The sequence below is a fragment of the Microcoleus sp. MON1_C1 genome, from assembly GCF_036701945.1.
Classification (GTDB): domain Bacteria; phylum Cyanobacteriota; class Cyanobacteriia; order Cyanobacteriales; family Microcoleaceae; genus Microcoleus.
Window position 1 is genome coordinate 60,245 of the sequence record NZ_JAUBRO010000025.1, and the last position, 20,910, is coordinate 81,154.

The window sequence follows — 20,910 nt, forward strand, 5'->3', positions numbered from 1 at the left end:
TTTACTATTAATTAGCGAGGCCCAATGCCCAGTGCCCAGTGCACAATTACCATTGCATCGATTCCCAAGGCCCAATACTTTGACTACGCGGTTCCTGAGCGAGTCGTGCTTAGCTTAGTCGCTCGCGAAGCCGAAGGGAAGTAAGTCGAAGGGCAGTACAAGTCGCCCATTCCCAATTGCCCGTTCTCAATTGCTCATTCCCAATTTCCCCCCAAACTGATGTTATCGCCCATTAAAGTATTGTTAGTTGAAGATTCTCCAGTAGTTACAATCGTCCTCAAACGAATTTTTGAGTCCTCCCCCGAAATCAAAGTTGTAGGAACCGCTTGCAACGGGTTAGAAGCACTAGAATTAATCCCGAAACTTCACCCTGAAGTAATCTGTACGGATTTGAACATGGCACCAATGAACGGATTAGAATTTACGAAAGAAGTAATGAAGAAATATCCGCTACCAATTTTAGTAATTAGTGCTTCAGTACAAGCGAATGATACTCAGAATGTATTTCAAGTGTTAAATGCTGGTGCATTGGATGTTTTTCCGAAACCGATTGGTGGCTTGGTATCAGATTACGAGCGGCTAGGAAATCAATTAATAGCTAAAATTAAAATAGTCTCAGGAGTTAAAGTATTTACACGGCATCAAAAAATTATACAAACAGAAGATAATAACCCACTGGTAAAAATCAACCAAACACCAGTTGTTAATTACAAGTTTTCCCACGAAAATCTTAAATATCAAACCATTAAAGTATTGGCTATAGGAGCTTCTACAGGGGGACCGCAAGCACTATACGCCATTATTTCTAAACTTCCGGCTAGTTTTCCCGTGCCTGTAATTTGTGTCCAGCACATCAGTGAAGGTTTTTTGCAAGGGTTAGTTGATTGGCTGGGTAATGAATCGAAACTGCCAGTTAAGATAGCTTCTTTTGGGGAATTGCCACAAGCAGGGACTGTTTATTTCCCGCCCGAAAAACGTCATTTAGAATTGGACTCTCAAGGGCGATTTGTTTATTCAGAGGCTGCTCCTGTCATGGGACACTGCCCTTCTGTAACGGTGACATTTAAGTCGGTAGCTAATTTTTATAGTCGTGCAGCAGCGGGGGTTTTGCTGACAGGAATGGGTAGAGATGGTGCTGACGGAATGTTGGCTATCGCTAAACAGGGCGGTTTGACAATCGCCCAAGACGAAGCTAGCTGCATTGTCTTCGGAATGCCCAAGGAGGCGATCGCCCTCGGTGCCGCCCAATATGTTCTACCTGTCAGTGCGATCGCTCCCTTAATCCTGGCTAAATTAAAAATTTAGGACTTACCCCCCAAATAGTGCAGAATACCCCTATCCGGGACTTGTTAAAAAAATCGGGGATAAGAAAGCGCGATCGCAACTTTTTAGTTCATTAATTACTCAAATTACTTCATCATTACTCAAAACTGAATTTTTTTCTAAGTCCGATTATTTGATTTTGATAAACTTACCAATTACCTCGCGCAACTTCTCAGCATCAAACGGCTTAGTTAAATACTCTGTTGCTCCCGCCAAACGCCCCTGTACCTTATCAAAAGCTCCATCTCGCGCTGTCAGCATTACGATCGGCAAATTCTGAAACTGAGGCAAGCTCCGCACCGTGCGGCAGAGTTCCAATCCGTCAATACCAGGCATCGAAACATCGAGCAACAAAACAGAAATTTGTTCGTGATAAATCGTTGACAAAGCATCCACTGCATTGTCGGTTACGAGAACTCGAAACTCTTTGCTTAAGGCCTGTTTAACAAGTCCTTGCATCACGACGCTATCATCAACTGCCAAAATAGTTGGTACTTGACTGCTACTTGCAGACATATTCTTCTCCCTGTTTATTTATAGTTCTTGAAAATACAAAACATACTTCCGCCCGTCATTTTTTTAGAGTTGCCTCTGTGCAATAGTTGCCAACCCCGTTGGAACATTAGTAGAAAGTTTAGTCCTGTTTTTTTACATCAAACTCGAAAAAAGGGATTGGGAGAGTTGTCGCTCAGCGATTACAACAGTTGCAAAATGTGCATCTGGGCCCAGAAACCCTAGAAGGTCGAGTTGGAGTAACTATTGTTACAAAGTTTAACATCTTACCAATCTTTTGTAATTCATCTCCTAACTGTAGTTGAACGACCGTCTAAGGCACAGCTCGCTAAAGGACACTGGTATTGTGGCACACACCCCTGATTTAAATCTACCAGCAAGCCAGCTACCCAGGATTAGACAAGTTTGTTAAAATACAATTAAACTGATTAAAAAATTCTAGGTAAGCAATCGCGTTATATTTTGGAAAGCTGCTTCCTCTCAACAGAGGCTCTTAGATTTAGAGAGCCGGAGGTATTCAAAAGCATAGTCAACGGGAAGTATAATTAATATAGTCTTAAGATTTGGGGTACTCTAACTCCCATAACTCAAAAGTTTCCAGATCGGTCAAGAGGTTAGTCTGAATTCGGCGCAAGCAACCTGCGCCGAACTTGCGCCCAGAGTCTCACAGCACAGAATTCATAGCTTGTTTTTCAAGGGAAGTATTGAGAAGGGCGGTTGCCAGCAACTAAACCGGCAGTTACACATGATGAAAGCACCCTTGCCTCTTGGTAAAAAAGTGTTCAAGCTCCATAACATTGACTTGTATCCGCTTCTCGGCTCTGCTCCCGAGGCTTGCTTGGACAATTTAGTTGGCTTGGCAGCTCAGATTAGCCGAACTCCTATTGCTTTCTTGAGCTTGATTGACGGTAACCGCCACTGGTTGAAGTCCCAGTTAGGTATCGATCAAAGTTTGGCCCAGCGTTACCTGAATTTTTGCGATCGCGCCCTGGACACAATTTCCGAAGAGTTCGCAGTCGGTTCAAACTCAAACTCGGAATTTGACCAGGCAATCCCCCTGCAAAAACCGCGAGTTGCTCCCGAATCTGCGATCGAACTCCCTATAAATTCCTTTAAAGAACTGCCTGCCGCCATTGTTCGAGACGCTTCCACAGACGTGAGATTTGGCGAGCATCCCCTAACGGTTTTCTACCCCTTCGTGAAATTTTACGCCGGCATCCCAGTCATGACCTCAGATGGGCAGATGCTGGGAGTGCTATCGGTCATGGACTCAGTACCGAGAGACTTGACAAAAGAAACCATAGAAGCTATCCAAGCTTTGAGTCGGCAAGTTGCGAGTTTGGTGGAGCTGCGCTGGCAATTAGTCAAAGCCCAGAAACAGTTGGCAGAGGCAGAAGATATCAGCTCGGACAGCCCGCAAATCTCGGAGTTAGTTTCTGGCTCGAACCCATCCAGCTTGTGTGCCGTACATACCCCACAGAGCAGCAGGAGAATATACGGCACAAAAAAGCTCCCGACGCTGGAGGAAACAGGCCAATCTCAATATTTGTGGGAAACTTCAGCGAGCATCGGGCGCGCGGACGATACCAAACAAATCCGAGAAATCTTTGTCGGTTCCGGGGACACATCGGATCGCCAACTAACGGCAGCGTCCCTACAAGAGCGAGCTCGCTTGGGAGCTCTGCAAGCTAAAGTCGGTGCAGCCCTCGGACAAGGTGGGAAAATATCGCCCATCCTCAACCGCTGCACCGAGGCAATGGTAGATTACCTCGACGCCAAAGAGGCGAGCATCTGGACGTTCAACCCGCAGACAGAGCAGTTAGAATTGCAGGCAGATTCAGGACTCAGCACCGAAGGGTGGGAACGGGAAATAAAAGATTGGGTGCGAGCAGAACCGGGAAAACTCCAAACGGCTCCTGTATGCCTACTGTCGAACCCGTCTCTCTGCGCCATTGCCTATCCGCTGATTGTGGAGGAGCGGCTGGTGGGACTGATGGCTTTGTGCAGTAGCGCTTTGGCAAGCGACGGAGCGCTAGAAGTTCTGGGCTGCATGGCTAACGCCATCGCCGTGGCGATCGATCGCATTACGGCCCGAGAAGAATTGTTGAGCCGCCGGGAAGGCCTGCTCTTCGGCCTTGCCAGCCAGATGCGGAATTCCCTCGACCTCGACAAAATTTTAGATACGGCTGTCAACGAAATTCGCAGCTTGTTGCAGGTTGACCAGTGCTACTTTTTGTGGTATTCCATCTCGCAAGACGGGCAGCAAAGCTTTGCAATCACCCACGAGGCGGCAAATCCCGAACTGAAAGAGCGGCTTACAGAATACCCGATCGAACAAGTAACCCTGCTGGCCGAGAAAATTTGCCACCGCCAAACACTCCGGATCGGGGACGCGGCAACAGCACTGTGCATAGAACCGCCCACGCGAGATTTTTTGACCAGTCTCGGCATTGTTTCTAACCTGCTGCTGCCGCTCAAGACTCGCTCCGGGCAAATGGGTGCTGTAGTTTGCAACCATTACAGCAGCCACCGTTCCTGGACGACGAGCGAAGTGGAATTGCTGCAAGCGGTGGTGGATCAACTGGCGATCGCGATCGACCAAGCCGAACTCTACGCCCAAACCCGGGCGGCAGCCTTAGCCGCTCAAACTCAAGCCCGCCAACTGACGGAAACTTTGCAGCAGTTGCAGCAGAAAGAAGCTCAGCTCATCCAAAACGAAAAAATGTCCTCTCTCGGTCTAATGGTCGCCGGCGTCGCCCACGAAATTAACAATCCGGTTAATTTTATTTACGGCAACTTGACTTATTGCAAGCAGTACATGAGGAATTTGCTGGATTTACTGCACTTGTATCAAAAGCACTACCCGGAGCCTTGCCCCGAAATTCTCGACAAAAGCGAAGAAATCGATGTTGATTTCCTAGTGCCGGATTTGCTGAAAATTCTGTCTTCAATAGAGATGGGAACCGAACGCATCCGCCAAATTGTCCTGTCTCTGCGGAACTTTGCGCGGCACGACGAAGCAGAGATGAAGCTGGTGGACATTCACGAAGGGATTGACAGCACGCTGCTGATTTTGCAGAGCCGCCTGAAGTCAAACGGACTCGTACCGGGAATTGAGGTAATTAAAGACTACGGCAACTTGCCGAAGGTAGAGTGCTATCCCGGGCAGCTCAACCAAGTATTTATGAATATTTTGGCGAATGCGATCGACTCTTTGGAAAATCAGCCCCCACCCAAGACGATCAAAATCTCGACGGCGCTGGTGGACCCAGACTCGGAGGCTGGTGAGTCAGGAAAGTCGAGCGGTCAAGTTGTGGTGATTCGGATTCAAGACAGCGGGCCGGGATTGGCCGAAAAAGCTAAATGCCACTTGTTTGACCCTTTCTTTACCACTAAACCTGTGGGCAAGGGTACGGGACTCGGCTTGTCTATCAGCTACCAGATTGTGGTGGAAAAACACGGAGGAAGCTTGAACTGTATCTCGAAACCGGGACAGGGAGCGGATTTCAGGATTGAAATCCCGGTAGCTCGCCCCCCTGCGATCAAAGAATAAACCGGCCGGCGATCGGTTCCAAAAACATTTTTTAAATTTTATTGTCAAAATGCTTGACAGATTCCAGTGTTTGAATGTTAAGATAGTGAAGGTTAAGACGTTGGGGCGTCGCCAAGTGGTAAGGCAGCTGGTTTTGGTCCAGCCATTCAGAGGTTCGAATCCTTTCGCCCCAGTTAAATTGTGTTCGGTCAATCAATTATTTAACTGATAGTTTAGAGTCACCGCTCGTCCGACGAGAGAAAAACGACTGCCTAACTACAAACCTAATTAGGGGTTGCTCACAGGATATCAGAAACCGAGTTTCTTGCTGCAGATTTGGCCTAAAAGCGTAGATTGGCGATCGAGAAATCGGTTTCTTAGGTCGCCACTGCGGATTTTTGGCCCAAACACGTTGTTTTGCGTAAGTCCTCATACAAAAAGAGTGAACCCGCCCTACTCGCTCTCACTGCAAACTGCTGGGTCCGCGAGCATTTAGCCGATCGAAAACGTATCGGGAAATTGCCGGAAATGCTGTTTCGTCCTTGGCATAAGCCGGATCGTCTGCGAAAACAACTAAGATATAAATCGCGCGATCGTCTAAAGTTCTGACAAATGCCGCTTCGCTGCGGGATTTGGAAGTATAGCCTACTTTGGAACCAAAATAAATATTAGTTGGTAAAGATTCGCCTAGAAATCCTTGTATGGAGTTGCTGGGGTCATTTTTCCATGCCTTGGGGTCTAAGTCTCTCGTCAGCAAGTAAGCCATTTTGCGGCTGGCGACGCTGGAAACCGCTTGCCTAGTATAGATTTCATATATTAATCTGGCGGCTTGGTCGGTAGTTACTTGATTGCGAATCGGCTGGGAAGGATCGCCCCGCAATTGCAAGTCGCGACCGATTGGACCTTCTTGTTTTAAATAGTGTATGGGATAATTTTTGGTGGTTATACGAATATCATTGTATCCTGCTGACTGGAAAAAACTGTTAATTTGATTGCGCTTTTTCAGCCAGGTTTGCAATTCTTCTCCTGCGAGCCGTCCCCCGGATTTTGTATCTGTGATTTGGTCTAAAATTCGGCTAGCAGCATCGTTGTTCGAGACGCGAACCATTTGTTCTAGGTCGTTCGTAAAGGCAGATTCTCTTTGCGTAATGATGCCTTTTTCTAGGGCTGAGTAAAAGGCTGCCATCCAAAATAACTTGGCAACGCTAGCGGGAAATCGGAGAGTTTGATTTTGATATCCGGCGAAGCTGTGAGCTTTGGCATTGCTGACATCAAATAAGGTAATTGATAGGGGCTCTGCGGGTAGTCCTTTGCTGGTCGCAATTTTCACAGCTTCATCAACAATCCCTTGCAATTCTTGAGAATAAACTGGATTGGGAGGTGTTTTGATGTTGTAGCTAAAGGTAGGCTCGCTTTGACGATCGGCTAAATTTTCCGATGGTTCAATTGTCGGAGGCGAGAGTGTTTCTTGAGGCGAGATGGGCTGTTGAGTCAAGATGACTGGCGGTTCTGGGGGACGGCGAATTCTGAACGGTATTGTGACAATCCAACCGATCGCGATCGCTCCGGCGATTAAACACAAAATGTTACGGTATTTTAGCCGAGAAAATTTCGTCCTCACTCGGCGACGAGATGGCACTGGGCCTTCGCTGCTTTGGCGTCGGCGTCCGACTGGGCGCTGGCTGCTTTGGCGTCGGGATTGGATTAGATCTGTTGCATGAATCTTTGCTCGCTCGGTCAACTGCAGATACAAGGCAGATGAACGCAGATTAACCCAGAGAATTTCAAGAATTGAGACCGACTTTTGCAAGAGGTCTATGGGGCGTTGGGTCTGGATTGGGCGACGAGATGGGACTCGGCGCTCGGTGCTTTGGCGTCGGGACTGGACTGGACGCTCGCTGCTTTGGCGTCGGGACTCGATTGGGCGTTGGGGCCCGATGGGGCGGCGTCGGCGTTCTACTTGCATTGCAGTTTTGTGGTATCAAACTCGCACGATCAGTTTATAATAGGGCGGCGTCTAAATGACAAGTGTGTCGATCGAGTCCGCTGTTGCCAATTTTATCTGTCTGCTAGGCTGATTTATAGTTCTAAATAATTGTAAAAATTTCAGGATAGCACTCAGTGGAAGCAAAATCCTTTGAAAAACATGAGAAATTTTTGGAGTCTGGCGGTTTTAGGATTTGCGATCGCCTGGGTAAATAATTTTTTGATCCCTGATGTTTGGGCATTTCAGTCTCAACCTGCTGCAGAATCTGTTGTCTCGCGACAAACAGAAGGACAGGGCGCGGATGTAGTGCCAGAGTTGACAGGAGAAAGGGAAAATGGGGAAGTAACAAACAAGCAAACTGTTTCCAGTTTCCCAAGTATATTTTGGGACTTCAACAATTTACCTGAAATTTCCTATTCCCAATTGCTGGAGGTGCTGGCAAGACGACCTGACTCCAATAATCCCAAGAGAGAAACCGCTGCACAACCAGAAGAGATAGCACGTTTTGAAAAGGTTGTACAGTATGCTAAACGACAAAATTTGCACGATCGCTCGATCGGAGAAATCGTCCAGGCGATCGCCGATAACTTCCGGGGAAAGCCCTACGCCGCTGGTTTGCTGGACGAATCCGGCGAAGAAAAGTTGATCGTAACTTTGAATAAATTTGATTGCGTTTTATTTGTAGAAACTGTTTTGGCGATCGCCAGGGGCGTAGCAGTACAAGATTACGACTATCAAAATTTTGTCACTCGCATAGAAGAACAGCGGTACTTAAACGGTAAAATGAACGGTTATTGCAGCAGATTGCACTATTTTTCCGACTGGATTAACGACAATCAAAAACGGCAAACTGTGGAAAATATCACCGCTGAATTAGGTGGAGTTCCCATGAATAAAACACTAAATTTCATGAGCCAGCACCGCAGCAGTTACCCGCAAATGGTCAAAGACGAAGCAACTTATCAGTGCATAGTCAGCCAAGAAGCAGACTTAGCCAAAACTACTGTTAATTACATCCCGACAAATCGGATAAAAAGTGTTTATTCTCAGTTAAAACCAGGGGATATTGTAGCGGTAGCCACGGATGTTAAAGGATTGGATGTCACCCACACGGGTTTAGTCTACCGCAGTGCTGACGGCAATATTGGTTTAATTCACGCTTCGCCTGCTGGGGAGGTGACAGTTGCTTACGACTTGCACAGATATATTAGGAGAGTCGAAAGTGCGATCGGCATTGTGGTAGCTAGGGCGAAAACCCCTAATTAAATGGGTTTGTACTCGTAGGGTGCATTAGCTTGCATTATTTTAGCTGCAAATTCCACTTTTCTGTGCTGACACACCCTACAAACTAAAGAAACCGCGTTTTTTGCTGAATTTACGGGTTGCAACGAAGTATTTTTGTAAAAAAACCCGGTTTCTGGGCCCCCATGCGTAAGCCTCAAATCAATTGACAATTTCGCTGCGAGATACCTTACTACTTCTAGCAGGATTTGGCGTTAATTCGGGCGGCGAAACTTGAACACTTCCCCACTCATTCAAAAAGCTTTTCAGCAAAACCTCTTGCTGAGTGCGAAATGTCTCGACATTGGCCCCGCGATTCATAATCACAAACCACACTGTTTCTTGTTTTTGAGTGGGCAATGCTCCGCCCAAGGCGCTAACATTATCCAACGTGCCCGATTTGACTACTGCTAATTTGGGAAGCGCCCGTTCTGCCAGTATTCCTTCATCTTTCCCAACAACAGTTAAGACATCAGCAACTGTCATGCTGTAAGGTTGAAGATAGCGTTCTAAAGCTATAAACAACGCACAAGCAGCCCGGGGAGAAATGAGATTTTCTTCGCTCAATCCCGAACCGTTGACGAGTTGAATTTCTGCGGGCGGAACTCCGGTTGCTGCTGCTGCTTTTTGCGCGACTGTTTTGGCGCCGCCGACAGTATCAGCTAGCATATCTGCCATGAGATTGTTGCTGTACTGATTCATTTTTTTTATCAGTTCGGCAAGGGGCAAAGAAGAATGTTTGACTACAGGCTGCACGTCATTGGGAGGTGCTGACAAAACTTTTACAGTACCCTCAATTGCTATTTGGGGTTTTAGCGTATTTGGAGGTAGTGTTTGATACTGGGCGGCGGCTTCGCTGGGCCAGATTTCACTGTTCAATCCTTGTTTGAGCAATTCTCCAGATTTGAGGGGATCAAGTTCAAAATTCATGTAAAACTTATCAACAATTATCAAATTGCCAGTGACTCGCTTAATCCCTTTTTGATTTAAGGCGTTACCGAGGGCGATCGCCTCTTCCCAAACAAACAACGGATCTGCGCTTCCCTGAACTATTAAATCGCCTTTTAATACGCCGTTTTCAATTTTTCCAGTTGTACCAATTAAGGTGATAAATTGATGTTCCGGCCCGAATTCTTGCAGTGCTACCAGAGATGTTGCTACTTTGGTAATAGAAGCGGCCGACAGAGGAACTGTACCTTGATGATTGGCTAACAAAGTATTGCCCGATTGCATCCAGATCCCTTGGTCTTCTTTGGCAAAACCTTGGGCTGCCAACCCGTTGAGATATTGCTGGATTTTGGTATTTGTGGGGGTTTCGGGATTCTTAGCAGAGACTATTAAGGGCTGAGGCTGACTTGGTTTAACTGGCGGCGGGGAAGATTCAGCTACAGGAGAGGGAGATGCAAGTTGAGGTGATTCAGTAGCGGCGCATCCGGCAATAATTGTGAGAAGGGCGATCGAACTCGCAGCGGTCAAGTAGCGGTTTTTCAGCATTACTTTAATTTTTTTCATCAAATGTACGATCGTCTGTTCGGCACGCCCGATGGAAATTTTAGCACTAGCCCGCGCGTTTTGGAGCATCCGGAGCTGCGTTACCAGAATTGCGAACTGCTAACATTAGCTATCTTCTTCTCCATCTTTCTTCGCGCTGTTCGCGTCTTCGGGGTTGGTTAAATAAATATTGTTTAAATACTGCGGGATTTTATACCAATAGCCCGGACTGTTTTTAGTTCGTAATCTGAAACCCTGAATTTTCGTTGGTAGCTCGATTGCCTTGGAGCCTTGAAACCCTTATTCTACGGTTGGTTATCAAAAAATGTTTGAAGTATTGTTATACCAGTTCCCAAAAGCAATGCAACTCTAGGCAAGCTCCCAACCCTTATCTTATAAGTCATTGCCAATTCTAAAATCTAAAATCTAAAATCTAAAATCTAAAATAGTATGATCTTCAGCGCCTGGGGCCTTCACCCCAGGCCGATCGCTCTGACAAATTTTCGATAAACTGGTTTATCCAGCCATACTCCCTATACTCAGCGGCACCATTTCGCCGTGCATCGTCAGGCCTAATAACATCGGCCCGCCCGGTCGAATCAACTCTCCTGTAAGCGCGCAGCGTTCCTCCTGCTGTGCTGTGGCATTAATGCTGGCTCGAATATCCGATCGAGAAAACATCTGGCGATACTCTCCAGACTTCTGCTGCACGTAATTCCAGAGCAAATCTCGAATCAAAGCTTGATAGCCTTGATTGCCTGCGAGCTCTTTAAGTCTCTCTTTGAGCTCTCTTTCGAGTCGAATGCTGGTGACTTCCATTTCGGTGGTTGAGGTTCTAGGTAGGGTATGCATAATTTTTTCTCCGTGACGGGTGGACATATGTGTAATATCAGTGTAGTATGTTTACAGCTAGATTTAAAGCTCTCTTACCACTTTCTGCCTGCTGTGAAATTTATCCCCACCTACTCCACCTATCAACTGAAGTGCGATCGCCCCAGGGGTCGCTCCGAGTCGTTACGGCACGTCTTTAGGACGGGTTTTGCGACTGTCGCAGCGACCTCGTGGGCGGGCTTGGGCCTAAATAAACACGGTTATAGTGGATTAGGACAAATTGCAGAAATTAATTACAACGAGATAGACCGAGACGGTCTGCAAGTGGCACAGCCATATCGAGATACGCGAAGCGGGAGGTACAGCTAAACGACTGTACCAAGACAGGATGAAAATTTGCCTTTAGCAGTTTTTCTAGCCCCCGCTTCTAAGTAAGAGAAGCGGGGGCATTTGATTGGATATTTGAGAAATTCGATCCGCTTGGGGAACTGGCAAAAAACCAGATTTAACCAATGCTGACGAACCACCCAAAATTCAAAATTCACAATCCAAAATCTAAAATCCAAAATTGACGAGGAGGAGCAAGCCGTGACCGTAGTAACTGATGTATTGAGGCAATCTGTGGTGGTGTTTTCTCAGAATTACCTACCGATGAGCCGTGTCAACATCAAACGGGCGATCGTACTGTTGGTAACAGGCAAGGCTGAACCTCTGGATTTTAGCATTGGCAACGGCTGGGTGGTGCGATCGCCCAGCACCAGCATCCACGTACCCGAACAAATCCGCTTGACTTTTGGTAACAGGGAACGCCTGTGGAAAGTGCCCCCGGTCAATCGCCGGGAAGTTCTGCGCCGCGACGCTCATTCTTGCCAATACTGCGGTAGCAACCGACATTTGACGCTGGATCACGTGATGCCTCGATCGAAGGGCGGCCCGCATACTTGGGACAACGTGGTGACTGCTTGCGAACGGTGCAACTCTCGTAAGGGCGATCGAACTCCCATAGAAGCCGGAATGTCTCTGCGAACTAAGCCGAAGGCCCCCATACACCCCACTGTTGCTTTTGCCGAACTGTTTTGGCACGAATATCAAATAGGGGAATAGGGAATTGGGCATGGGGCATGGGCCAAACAGGTAATTGGTAATTGGTAATTGGTAATAGCTAATAGTTAATAGCTAATTCAGTCCTGTAATTGAAAAGGATTTTAGGTCGCAATAGCAAACTTTTCATTCCGACCTATCCAATGCCCGATGCTCAATTCCCAATTCCCGATGCCCGATGCCCAATTCCCAATTCCCAATTCCCGATTTTCAATTTTAAACTTTCAATTCCAAATTTAGGGCTGTCAATATGCTGAAGTTGACTTACACTGAAACGGGCTTTAACCTGGAGCGTTTGGCTCAATCTCCCGAACAGTTAGTGGCGCTGCGAGTTGTGCTGGCTATGCGAGTTGGTCAAAGCATCAGCGTCGAACCGAGCACTGCGGCATTTTTGCTGCCCGCGAATTTGCCGGCGTTGCCTCTGTTGGAATCTGAGGCCCGCCGAAACGACAACGATGCGATCGAGCTTTGTGTTGCTGATGCTGACTTTGTAGAAGTGACACTGCGCGGTACGTGGATTTCTGGCGCGTCTGAGGGGGCTGACGGCGTGTTTGCGACTGTTTTGGGCGATCGGGTCGAGTTCTTGCTGCTGAAACTCTGGCTCGAAACTCAGGCTGCTACGGAGGTTGTTGGGGAAGTCGGCGATTAATATTGGATGTTGAACAAGGAAGAGGGAAGAGGGAAGAAGCAAGAAGGAAATATTTTCTTCATCTGCCACTCCACCACTTTCTCCCTCTTTCTCACTCGCCCACTCTTCCCATCTCCCCTCTGCCATAACAGACAATTTATATGCCTACCAGAGGTGCTGAACCCTCATTTTATGGCGTATAAATTATATTGAAGTAAATGCCCTTATCTTGCAGATTATCGCCTTTATCGCTAATTCTCACCAATGGGAAAGCGTAATCTACGCGCAAGTTCACCCGCTGTATCGGTTCCCAGATTACCCCCAAACCCACACCTGCTAAAAATGTCTCATTGGTTAATTTATTAGGATTGTTCGCAACGTTCAACACCATACCGGCATCCAAAAAAGGAGCCAATTGAAGTTTGGGATTTCCCGAAGCATCGCGCTGCAAAGTAATCCGATCTTCGATCGAAACTCTGAAGCCGTTATCCCCAGAACGGACATTTTGGCGGTAGCCGCGCAAAGATTGCCCGCCGCCAATTACAAATTGCTGTGAAGGCAACAAACTATTAGCTGACAACTGTAAGTCTGCCTGCAAAATTAATAAATGTTTGTCATTCAATCGCTGTACTCGCTGCACTTGACCCAGCCAGCTAAAAAATTGTCCGTCGGGCTTAGAACCTTCGTTTTGAGTAGCATCAAACAAGCTAGTGCCGATCGTAAATTGCGATCGCACGGCCCAAGCACCCTGCGGGTCGCGCCGAATGTAGTCCTGTCCCAGCTTAATTGCACTCGTAGTGGTGACACCATTGGAGTCCGGGCCGATGCCAAAAGGAACCGGTTCGCCGGCGAGAAAAGTTCTACCTGTCTGATAAGTAAAACCGGCAGATAAGGCAAATTCTTCGATCGGGGTTCTCCGCAACGGCTGGCGGTAACTAATTTCAAATAAATGCGATTTTCCCGAAATGTCAGCACGGTTAAAAGGTGGTTGTACGATACTGTTGCGATTCGGCGCCGCCCTCAATTGCAAAGTGCCGTTCATCGCATTTAGTGGGACGCGATAGCTAAAATCAAACACGTCTGAATCGCCGAGCGATCGATAATAAGCCCCTGCCAGTTCGTCGCCATTTCCTGTTATATTGCGGTGCCGCAAATTAACTCCCAATCTTTCGGAACCGACACTGGGAGGCGAGTAATTGTCAATGCTGAAAGTAGGTTGAAACGGATTAGCTTCCGAGACTCGGACGATCAGAATGCTCTCGCCTTCCTTATCCCCAGCCCGCAGACTGGCTTCTACATTGTCAAATAAAGGATCGACTCGCAGCAGCCGGAGTTGGTCTTCTAATGAAGCTGTGCTTAAAGGCATTCCGGCACCGAGTCGAATCCGGCTGCGGATGTAACTTGGATTCAATCTTTTAGTTCCTTCTACCTCAATTCTGGCTAGCTTGCCTTCAATCACTTGAATTTGGACTACCCCTGCGGTGATAGTTTGGGGTGGCAAGACTGCTCTCGAAGTGATGTAGCCACGATTGAGGTAAATTTCGGTAATTTTGTCGGCGATTTGTTTGAGCTGTTCTAGGGTGGCAGAACGGCCCTCTAACGGGTTGACTAAGGCATTAATTTCGTCTTGGCTTAAAATTGTGCTGCCAACTACTTGAATTTTCTGCACCTCAATAGGTGTATTCGGCAGCGTTGGGGGAACGGGCGACGGGGGCGGCGGTGCTACTGTGGGCGGTACTTGGGGAGGTTCTGGGGAAGGCTGCGGGGCCGGTTGCAGAAATCGATCGCGATTTGGATCGGGCTCCGTCGGCGGCGATGGCAGGTTTGGAGGCAGCGAGGGTTGGTTCTGGGCTAAAACATGATTGCAATGTAGCTGGTTCTGACATTGGGGATCGTTGTCAACCAGATTTGTTTGTTCGGGCAAGATGCCCGCACCACAACCAGTTCCATCGATTGTGGAACAGGCATCTTGGCTGTTCTCGGCGGGGTTCGATTGTGTTTCTGGTTCAGGGTTGGTGTCGATCGAATCGGGAAACTGATTTAAGTTGGTTGCTGTTTCATCCTGCTTGATTTCCAGTTTTTGCAGTGCTAATACTTGATTGCCCCTATCTGCGGAGTTGTCAGCGGCGATGGGCAACTGAGAAATATCCTTTGTTTGGGATATAGCTTTATTGGCATAAAAGCAAGCCATCGGGAACCCAGTTAGAAGTGAAATTCCCAACCGAAATAGTGCAATATTTGCATTCGGGCGCATAATTAATAATTTCTCTAAAATAAGTTTGTCGGCTGCTTGACTATGCCAGTTTATCATTTAGTATTAGGCGAAATTTGACCATCAAAATCTCCACAGTCCGCCTTTCAAGATGCCAGAAGTCCGAACAGCCGATCGGTACACAAATTTTAATTTATTTAGGACGATCGACCAAACAACCCGGAACAGGCAAAAATCATCTGTGGTGCTGCCAAATACGGCGCTCGAAACCGAGTTTTTCGTACTTGCTGCACCAGTCATACCATTTGAGATTTGAGATTTGGCAATGACTCGCCCAATAACGGGTACCGTATCCCGAACGCTCATCAGTGTAGATCCTAAAATTTCAGACTCCTGTTCCTGCACCCAGATTCAATGCAGCAAGTAAATCTAAAATCTAAAATTTAAAATCTAAAATCTAAAATCGACTGACTGATGCCTATCACCGTTTGGGGCTTGCCTACCGTTGCATTCTTTTTTGAAACAGGTGCTGAATTATTTTCTTGTGATAGGCGTTAACTCACTTGCGACTAAGGGTTCTTGGGATATTTTGCCGAGTTCGACTGAGTTCAACAGTGCTGACCACTTGATCGCTAAATTGGCATCACTGGGAGACTCGATACGCAATTGAGCTAGAGTTGCCAGGTACTCGTACCAGAGACGTTGTTGGGCGAAGATACTGAGCTTGGTGCGATCATCGGGCGATCGCTCCAACTCTGTTTTCACGGTTGGGGCGAGTGCGGTGCGGTTGATCCACCCGGAAACGAGAACATCATCTGTTGTATTTTTTGGGTTGCATTTGATAGTAAAGTACCATTGATAGTTTTTGCCAACTTCCAGGGCTGGCGAGTTGTCGTCGGAGCCGAGGCTGACGCTAACGATACCTGCACGGCTAGTTACCATGCGAAAACTTTTTTTGTATACTGTTTTGTCTCTTTGGTCTGCTAACTCAAACTGAACTGTTTTGTCGAGGGGTACGGGAAGGTAGTAGAAAAATGTTGGCTTTGCTGATATGGTTTGCCCCATAGTTGATTGGGGAATCAACGCAGTTAATGCAGTTGTGGCCGTGGGGCATTCTAAGCCGCGGGTTCCTCCCCCTTCACGCCTTCCCGGTACTCCGTCCTCCGGCGGTTGAAAGCTATTCCACGTGGAACCCGTTGGCTGAATGTTTGGTCTGCTTCCGCTGGATTCAGGGGGTTGAACTGTTTGCCAGTTGAGGGGTAGCTGCGGCCGTGAGGGGCGCGGGACAATGTTTGCGCGGCTGTTGAGAGCCTCTGCTGGTATTAAAAAACTACCGGCGACAACTGCCTCTAAAGACAGAATTAAGGAAAGAGCACCGATATTTAGAGCAGACTTCAAAGCCATGACGAACCTGCCTTTTGATGAACCTAGGAACTTTATCGCACGGTTTTATTCTATCCAAGGTTTTGACGGATATAGTAATCCGTTGTACTTAATTTATATCTTCAGGCAGATACGATTATTTGGGTCGCTCTGATCAACATATAATTCTGTGTTGCGTTTGTCAGTGGTAGCTTAGTGGTTATACTTACTTTCATTCACGGCAGCAGGTTGGGTTGAGCTTGTTAAACCCAACTTTGACAAAGACTAATATTCGGGTTCTTTTAACTCTAGCAAGAGGCTACAACGCGTCTTTTCGTAAAAACACCCGGTTGATGCGTCAATCCTGAATATCAGGAAACTCGGCAATTTTGCTGGTGAACCTCAAGCGATCGGCTACAAGTTACATATCAGGTTTTCTGTACAATACCGGCAAGAAATTTAGCATGAATCTCGATTCACCTGTTATCTCGGACAAACAGCCTTCGGGGCTGCGGATGGTAAGACCCATCGGAGTCTTGGCACTGCACGGCATTGCTTTTTTAGGAAATAGGTTGTTCGCTGTCGATCGCGCCGAAGGGCTGCTATTGGAGATCGATAGAGAAAGTGACAACACTACTGTTTTGAATCCTTATCAAACGGCTAAGTTTGCGGGCGCAACCGGGCTGGCTATTTCGGAAGATACTCTCTGGTTTGCGCGGGATGAGGATATTTGTTGCTGTCGGGGCGCAATTCGGGACGGGGCGATCGCTGAACTCAAACCGGAACATTTTGTTTCGCTTTCTTATCCTGCTGACGGGATTGCTGTTTGGAAATCTACGCTTTATGTCACTTGCCAGAGATTGGGTTCTATTCTGGTTTTTGACCTGAAAACGGGTCGGGAAATTACTCGGTTTTACGCTCCGGGTATTGGGGTAGAAAATATCACTGTCCGGGATGAGGAACTTTGGGTTTGCGACAAGACAGAGCAAACTGTTTACTGTTTGGAACGGGGAACTGGGGAGATTAAATTTAGTGTTTTGACTCCCTTTGAGTTGCCTTCGGGTTTGGCTTTTCACAAAGATTCCGAGACCGGAGAGGAGGTTCTGTACGTGGCTTATGCCGGGGATGAACTTTACATCCGGGACGACCCGAATTCGGAAGATCCTTTTCAGTTGACGAAGCGCGATCGCACTTTTATTCAGCCTTTGTCTTTTTACTACAATGAAGCTGACCGCTACGCTCTGTCAAATGGTTTTTTGATGGAAATGTCTTATGTGGAGGAACTGTCTCCTCTCGATGAGGTAGAAATCGAAAATTTGGAGTGGCGGATTGCTTTGCCTTCGGAAACTCACCGGCAAAAGGTAAGGAGTGTTACGCCTATCGGAATGCCTTTTACTGAGGAAATTCAGGAAGGGGAACGGGTGGCGGTGTTTAAGTTCGATCGGCTGCACCCTGGGGAACGCCGAATTTTTGGCTGGAAGGCTTTGTTAGAAGTTCGATCGATTAAGTATCAGTTGTCGCCTCGGGATGTCGAAAAGGTTCCGAAGCTGTCCCCAGAGTTTGCCGCTAAGTATTTGGTGGATAATGACAATTTGGCTATGGATACGGAGATTGTGCGATCGGCTGCTGTGGCTGCCATTGGCTCAGAAACTAATATTCTGAGGCAGTTACTGAGCATTCGCAATTTTGTTTACGACCAACTTTCTTACGGGATTAGGCCTCACATTGACACTCCCGATATTGTATTACGCCGCGGCATCGGTTCTTGCGGCGAGTACGTGGGCTTGTTGTTGGCTTTGGCGAGGTTAAACGGGATTGCTTGCCGCACGATCGGGCGCTACAAGTGTCCGGCTTTTGCTGACAGAAAAGGTGTGTCGCTGGAGCCGGATTTCAATCACGTTTGGCTGGAATTTTACATTCCGGGTTTTGGCTGGGTGCCGATGGAATCTAATCCTGATGATATTCAAGACAGAGGCCCTTATCCTTTGCGATTTTTTATGGGCTTGGCTTGGTATCACGTAGAAATTGGCAAGGGAATTCGGTTCCAACGTCTCACGAGCGGCGGTCTTCCTTTGAACAAGGAGGATGTTTCCGTGGGAACTCTGGCAATTAATCATGTGAGGTTTACAATTTTGGAAGATTTGCCAGCAGTTTGAATCGAGTGTTAACAATTAACAGTTAGCCGTCAACATTCAACTGTTAATTGTTAACATTTTTCATCTAAAATCGAAAGTAGAAAATGTAAAATCAGAGGAAGAGGGGTTGTGGAATTTTCGATTGCTAATATTCTAGTTTTAGTGGCCTTTGTACTGCTGGTGACGGTGACTGGCGGGGTCGCTTATTTGACTTCTGTTGAGTGGCGCGATCGCAGGCGGTTAGATAAGGCTAAACGGCAAAAAAAGTAGCTTTTTGCTGTTGACAAAGTGCATTTTCTATGATAAAAAACAAGGCGACCTGGTTGGGTCGCCTTGTTTTTTGATTTGGGGAGTTTTCACCCCAGAGGTGCAAGGAAAGAGATAACCTAGATGTGGCGCTTCAAAAACATCTTATTGAATAGCCTTAATTGACCGATTTTTTCTACTTTTTATTTTTCCGCTTCCCTCCACTTGGTTTAGATTGGATTCCCCGCAACAAATTACCTAAAGCATCATTACTTCTGTTATTAAAATCAAAATTATTTTTCCCAAACTCCTTTAATAACTTTCTCTGATATTCCTCATGTTCGTAGGGTAAAGAACCGGCACACGCATAAATAAATGCTTTCGCCGTATAACTTTTTTGCAGATGTACCTTGAAAGTATTGTATGTATTAATTACTTGCTTTGTGCCATGACCTAAATCACTTATACTATCTTTTAATTCTACAAAACAGATAACGCGCTCGCTGTCTTTAGCGTAAAACACTATCAGGTCGCACATTTGTTCACCTTTTTTCATTCCCCATAACAATTCACGCAGCTTACAACCAGGATTTGATTGGTCATCTATGTTAAAAAAAAGTATTGTTTCGCCCGGTCTGGTATCTACTTTTACTGAAGCATTACTTTCCTTAAAATCGGTTTGACCTGGAAGTAAACAGCAGGATAAAAGCAAAGTTTCAAAAGGCATTAACTGTCTCTCAATCATGAATTTTCATTCAGTAAATTAGCATAAATGCGAGAAACATCATCAGACACTTGACCAAAAGTTTCCCAATTTATTGTACCTTCTTCACTGATAATGTTTTTGGCTGTTCCATCTTCAAACAAATAGACTGAAACTTTTTCTTGAGAAATAAAAGCATCTGTTCGCTCTAAATAAAACATTCCTTTAATGCTATTTGGATCTTCATGCTTAGCTGCTTGCATGAGATTAGCAAGATGGTCAACAATGTACGGACTGTGGGTTGTAATTAAGACGTGCAATCCAGCATTGACTAACATTGCCAAAAATTCAGCTATCTGTACTTGAGCCGCTGGATGTAAATTCATTTCTGGCTCATCAATTATCAGTAACTCATTTGGTTTAACTAAATAGCGCAAACAGAGAACTAATGGAGCTAATTCTTTTACCATTGAAGAAACAATAGGCATCTCCAACTTGGTACTTTCTTTCGGTTGAAAAAGTAGTTCTTTTCGCAATTCGGATATTGTTTCAAAGCCGACCTCTCCTTGTAAAATCTCTTTTTCCAAAAAATCAGCTAACTTCACATATTCCTCTAACAAGAAATTTTCTTTTATTTCCTTTTCTCTGTCTTCTTTTATTAGAGAACTCAATATAATCATGTCCAAAAAACGCTTTACTGGTTCAACCAAAGACGTTTTTCTTCCTTCCAATTCTGATTTATCTGTTTCTTTTAAAGGTTCTTCGTCTATAATTTCTTTGACTCTAAAAGAGCTAAATGGTAAAGTTATAAAAGTAGTCCTTTCAGTAGGGAATATATGTATACAAGCATAAAATGCTCTGTGGAGCATCTGAAAAATTTCCTGAATTACGAATCGCTTAATCGCTTTTGTAGGCAGCTTCTTCAAACCTTTGCCTCCTCCTAAATAAAAGTATAATATTGTTTCGCCTGATTCTTTCACAGAATTTAGTAAGCCCAAAGAAATTTCTCTCTGGACAGAAACTGATTTTATCCTTTCCACAAGCTTTAATTTTGTTTCTTCCAACTTAAAATCTACTTGCAAATTTTCAAAATCTGCTCGTTCTGTAGCCATAAAAGAGCGCATCCAGTTTGGAGCCAAACGAGCAACATCATTAATATAAATTTCCGCACAGTCATTAGCAAATTCAATCATATCAATTTGTGCATTACCTTCATCAAAAAGTTGCTGAAGGGCGCTATCTATGATTGGATATGTCTGTTGGGTTTTACCGTCCAAATAAGCTTTCAAGTAATTTCCTCCTCCCTGCAGTCCGAGGATCGCTGATAAAGTGTATGCAGCCCATGTTTTGCCTTCACCATTACGACCAATAAAAACAGTTAAAGGCTTTAAATCAATTTCTGCTTTTTCAACAACACCTAAGTTTCTAATTTCTAATTTCATTAAAAAATGTCCTGTTAATAAACTATCAGATAGAGAGGAACCGGAAACCGTTAGTTTTATAGATTTTTCATTCCTCAACCCATTATACCTGGATGGGTGATTCCTGTTCAATATTAACAGCAA

General features: G+C 45.9%; 16 protein-coding genes and 1 tRNA gene. 8 read left to right on the top strand and 9 right to left on the bottom strand.

The window, feature by feature from the left end; genetic code table 11:
- Window positions 1-219 precede the first annotated feature (219 nt).
- Window positions 220-1,305 carry a chemotaxis-specific protein-glutamate methyltransferase CheB gene (cheB, locus tag QUA62_RS15905; RefSeq protein WP_333405315.1) on the top strand — a complete coding sequence of 362 codons (1,086 nt, stop codon included), beginning with the start codon at window positions 220-222 and terminating at the stop codon, window positions 1,303-1,305.
- 147 nt (window positions 1,306-1,452) lie between these two features.
- Here cheB and QUA62_RS15910 read toward each other — a convergent pair whose 3' ends face one another.
- Window positions 1,453-1,839: a response regulator gene (locus tag QUA62_RS15910; RefSeq protein ID WP_006631154.1), complete on the bottom strand. Its 387-nt coding sequence runs from the start codon at window positions 1,837-1,839 to the stop codon at window positions 1,453-1,455.
- A 742-nt stretch (window positions 1,840-2,581) separates the two neighbouring features.
- Between QUA62_RS15910 and QUA62_RS15915 the strand changes: the two genes are divergently transcribed.
- A complete protein-coding gene (locus QUA62_RS15915; RefSeq protein ID WP_333405317.1) occupies window positions 2,582-5,389 on the top strand; it encodes a GAF domain-containing protein in 2,808 nt (935 codons plus the stop codon).
- 101 nt (window positions 5,390-5,490) lie between these two features.
- Window positions 5,491-5,562: transfer RNA gene (locus tag QUA62_RS15920), tRNA-Gln, on the top strand.
- A gap of 269 nt (window positions 5,563-5,831) precedes the next feature.
- Here QUA62_RS15920 and QUA62_RS15925 read toward each other — a convergent pair.
- Window positions 5,832-7,007: a serine hydrolase gene (locus QUA62_RS15925; RefSeq protein ID WP_333405319.1), complete on the bottom strand. Its 1,176-nt coding sequence runs from the start codon at window positions 7,005-7,007 to the stop codon at window positions 5,832-5,834.
- A gap of 507 nt (window positions 7,008-7,514) precedes the next feature.
- Between QUA62_RS15925 and QUA62_RS15930 the strand changes: the two genes are divergently transcribed.
- The gene (locus QUA62_RS15930) at window positions 7,515-8,621 is read left to right on the top strand and encodes an N-acetylmuramoyl-L-alanine amidase-like domain-containing protein (RefSeq protein ID WP_333405321.1); all 1,107 of its coding nucleotides are present in this window, start codon (window positions 7,515-7,517) and stop codon (window positions 8,619-8,621) included.
- Window positions 8,622-8,798: 177 nt separating this feature from the next.
- Here the strand turns inward: QUA62_RS15930 and QUA62_RS15935 are convergent, their stop codons facing one another.
- Window positions 8,799-10,130 (bottom strand): D-alanyl-D-alanine carboxypeptidase, encoded by a 1,332-nt coding sequence (locus QUA62_RS15935; protein WP_333405369.1) that lies wholly within the window; start codon window positions 10,128-10,130, stop codon window positions 8,799-8,801.
- 513 nt (window positions 10,131-10,643) lie between these two features.
- Window positions 10,644-10,979, bottom strand: coding sequence for a ribbon-helix-helix domain-containing protein (locus QUA62_RS15940; RefSeq protein ID WP_039886507.1), 336 nt, complete (start codon window positions 10,977-10,979; stop codon window positions 10,644-10,646).
- 567 nt (window positions 10,980-11,546) lie between these two features.
- Between QUA62_RS15940 and QUA62_RS15945 the strand changes: the two genes are divergently transcribed.
- Both QUA62_RS15945 and QUA62_RS15950 read left to right on the top strand, forming a co-directional pair.
- Window positions 11,547-12,062 (top strand): HNH endonuclease, encoded by a 516-nt coding sequence (locus QUA62_RS15945; RefSeq protein ID WP_333170480.1) that lies wholly within the window; start codon window positions 11,547-11,549, stop codon window positions 12,060-12,062.
- Window positions 12,063-12,309: 247 nt separating this feature from the next.
- The gene (locus QUA62_RS15950; RefSeq protein WP_333405323.1) at window positions 12,310-12,708 is read left to right on the top strand and encodes an alr0857 family protein; all 399 of its coding nucleotides are present in this window, start codon (window positions 12,310-12,312) and stop codon (window positions 12,706-12,708) included.
- A gap of 169 nt (window positions 12,709-12,877) precedes the next feature.
- On the opposite strand, the gene QUA62_RS15955 is transcribed toward QUA62_RS15950, so the two are convergent.
- The 3 genes from QUA62_RS15955 to QUA62_RS15965 all read right to left on the bottom strand — a co-directional run bounded on the left by QUA62_RS15955 (window position 12,878) and on the right by QUA62_RS15965 (window position 16,303).
- Window positions 12,878-14,998: a ShlB/FhaC/HecB family hemolysin secretion/activation protein gene (locus tag QUA62_RS15955; RefSeq protein WP_333405325.1), complete on the bottom strand. Its 2,121-nt coding sequence runs from the start codon at window positions 14,996-14,998 to the stop codon at window positions 12,878-12,880.
- A gap of 24 nt (window positions 14,999-15,022) precedes the next feature.
- Entirely contained in the window at window positions 15,023-15,265 is a 243-nt protein-coding gene (locus QUA62_RS15960) for a hypothetical protein (RefSeq protein WP_333405327.1), read from the bottom strand.
- Between the two features lie 168 nt (window positions 15,266-15,433).
- A complete protein-coding gene (locus tag QUA62_RS15965; RefSeq protein ID WP_333405329.1) occupies window positions 15,434-16,303 on the bottom strand; it encodes a DUF928 domain-containing protein in 870 nt (289 codons plus the stop codon).
- Between the two features lie 422 nt (window positions 16,304-16,725).
- On the opposite strand from QUA62_RS15965, the gene QUA62_RS15970 reads away from it, so the two are divergent.
- Both QUA62_RS15970 and QUA62_RS15975 read left to right on the top strand, forming a co-directional pair.
- Entirely contained in the window at window positions 16,726-18,417 is a 1,692-nt protein-coding gene (locus QUA62_RS15970; protein ID WP_333405331.1) for a transglutaminase domain-containing protein, read from the top strand.
- A 108-nt stretch (window positions 18,418-18,525) separates the two neighbouring features.
- Window positions 18,526-18,666 (top strand): hypothetical protein, encoded by a 141-nt coding sequence (locus QUA62_RS15975; RefSeq protein ID WP_333405333.1) that lies wholly within the window; start codon window positions 18,526-18,528, stop codon window positions 18,664-18,666.
- 172 nt (window positions 18,667-18,838) lie between these two features.
- On the opposite strand, the gene QUA62_RS15980 is transcribed toward QUA62_RS15975, so the two are convergent.
- Together QUA62_RS15980 and QUA62_RS15985 are read right to left on the bottom strand one after the other, a co-directional pair.
- A complete protein-coding gene (locus tag QUA62_RS15980) occupies window positions 18,839-19,369 on the bottom strand; it encodes a hypothetical protein (RefSeq protein WP_333405335.1) in 531 nt (176 codons plus the stop codon).
- Window positions 19,370-19,383: 14 nt separating this feature from the next.
- Complete coding sequence (locus QUA62_RS15985; RefSeq protein WP_333405337.1) at window positions 19,384-20,865, bottom strand: AAA family ATPase; 1,482 nt, start codon at window positions 20,863-20,865, stop codon at window positions 19,384-19,386.
- Window positions 20,866-20,910: the final 45 nt, after the last annotated feature.

Excerpts from the sequence above, each read along its gene's own strand:
- QUA62_RS15930 (WP_333405321.1), top strand. The coding sequence starts at position 7,515 with ATGAGAAATTTTTGGAGTCTGGCGGTTTTAGGATTTGCGATCGCCTGG.
- QUA62_RS15955 (WP_333405325.1), bottom strand. The coding sequence starts at position 14,998 with ATGATAAACTGGCATAGTCAAGCAGCCGACAAACTTATTTTAGAGAAA.
- QUA62_RS15960 (WP_333405327.1), bottom strand. The coding sequence starts at position 15,265 with ATGAGCGTTCGGGATACGGTACCCGTTATTGGGCGAGTCATTGCCAAA.
- QUA62_RS15970 (WP_333405331.1), top strand. The coding sequence starts at position 16,726 with ATGAATCTCGATTCACCTGTTATCTCGGACAAACAGCCTTCGGGGCTG.
- QUA62_RS15965 (WP_333405329.1), bottom strand. The coding sequence starts at position 16,303 with ATGGCTTTGAAGTCTGCTCTAAATATCGGTGCTCTTTCCTTAATTCTG.
- QUA62_RS15915 (WP_333405317.1), top strand. The coding sequence starts at position 2,582 with ATGATGAAAGCACCCTTGCCTCTTGGTAAAAAAGTGTTCAAGCTCCAT.
- QUA62_RS15980 (WP_333405335.1), bottom strand. The coding sequence starts at position 19,369 with ATGCCTTTTGAAACTTTGCTTTTATCCTGCTGTTTACTTCCAGGTCAA.
- cheB (WP_333405315.1), top strand. The coding sequence starts at position 220 with ATGTTATCGCCCATTAAAGTATTGTTAGTTGAAGATTCTCCAGTAGTT.
- QUA62_RS15940 (WP_039886507.1), bottom strand. The coding sequence starts at position 10,979 with ATGCATACCCTACCTAGAACCTCAACCACCGAAATGGAAGTCACCAGC.
- QUA62_RS15910 (WP_006631154.1), bottom strand. The coding sequence starts at position 1,839 with ATGTCTGCAAGTAGCAGTCAAGTACCAACTATTTTGGCAGTTGATGAT.
- QUA62_RS15935 (WP_333405369.1), bottom strand. The coding sequence starts at position 10,130 with ATGCTGAAAAACCGCTACTTGACCGCTGCGAGTTCGATCGCCCTTCTC.
- QUA62_RS15950 (WP_333405323.1), top strand. The coding sequence starts at position 12,310 with ATGCTGAAGTTGACTTACACTGAAACGGGCTTTAACCTGGAGCGTTTG.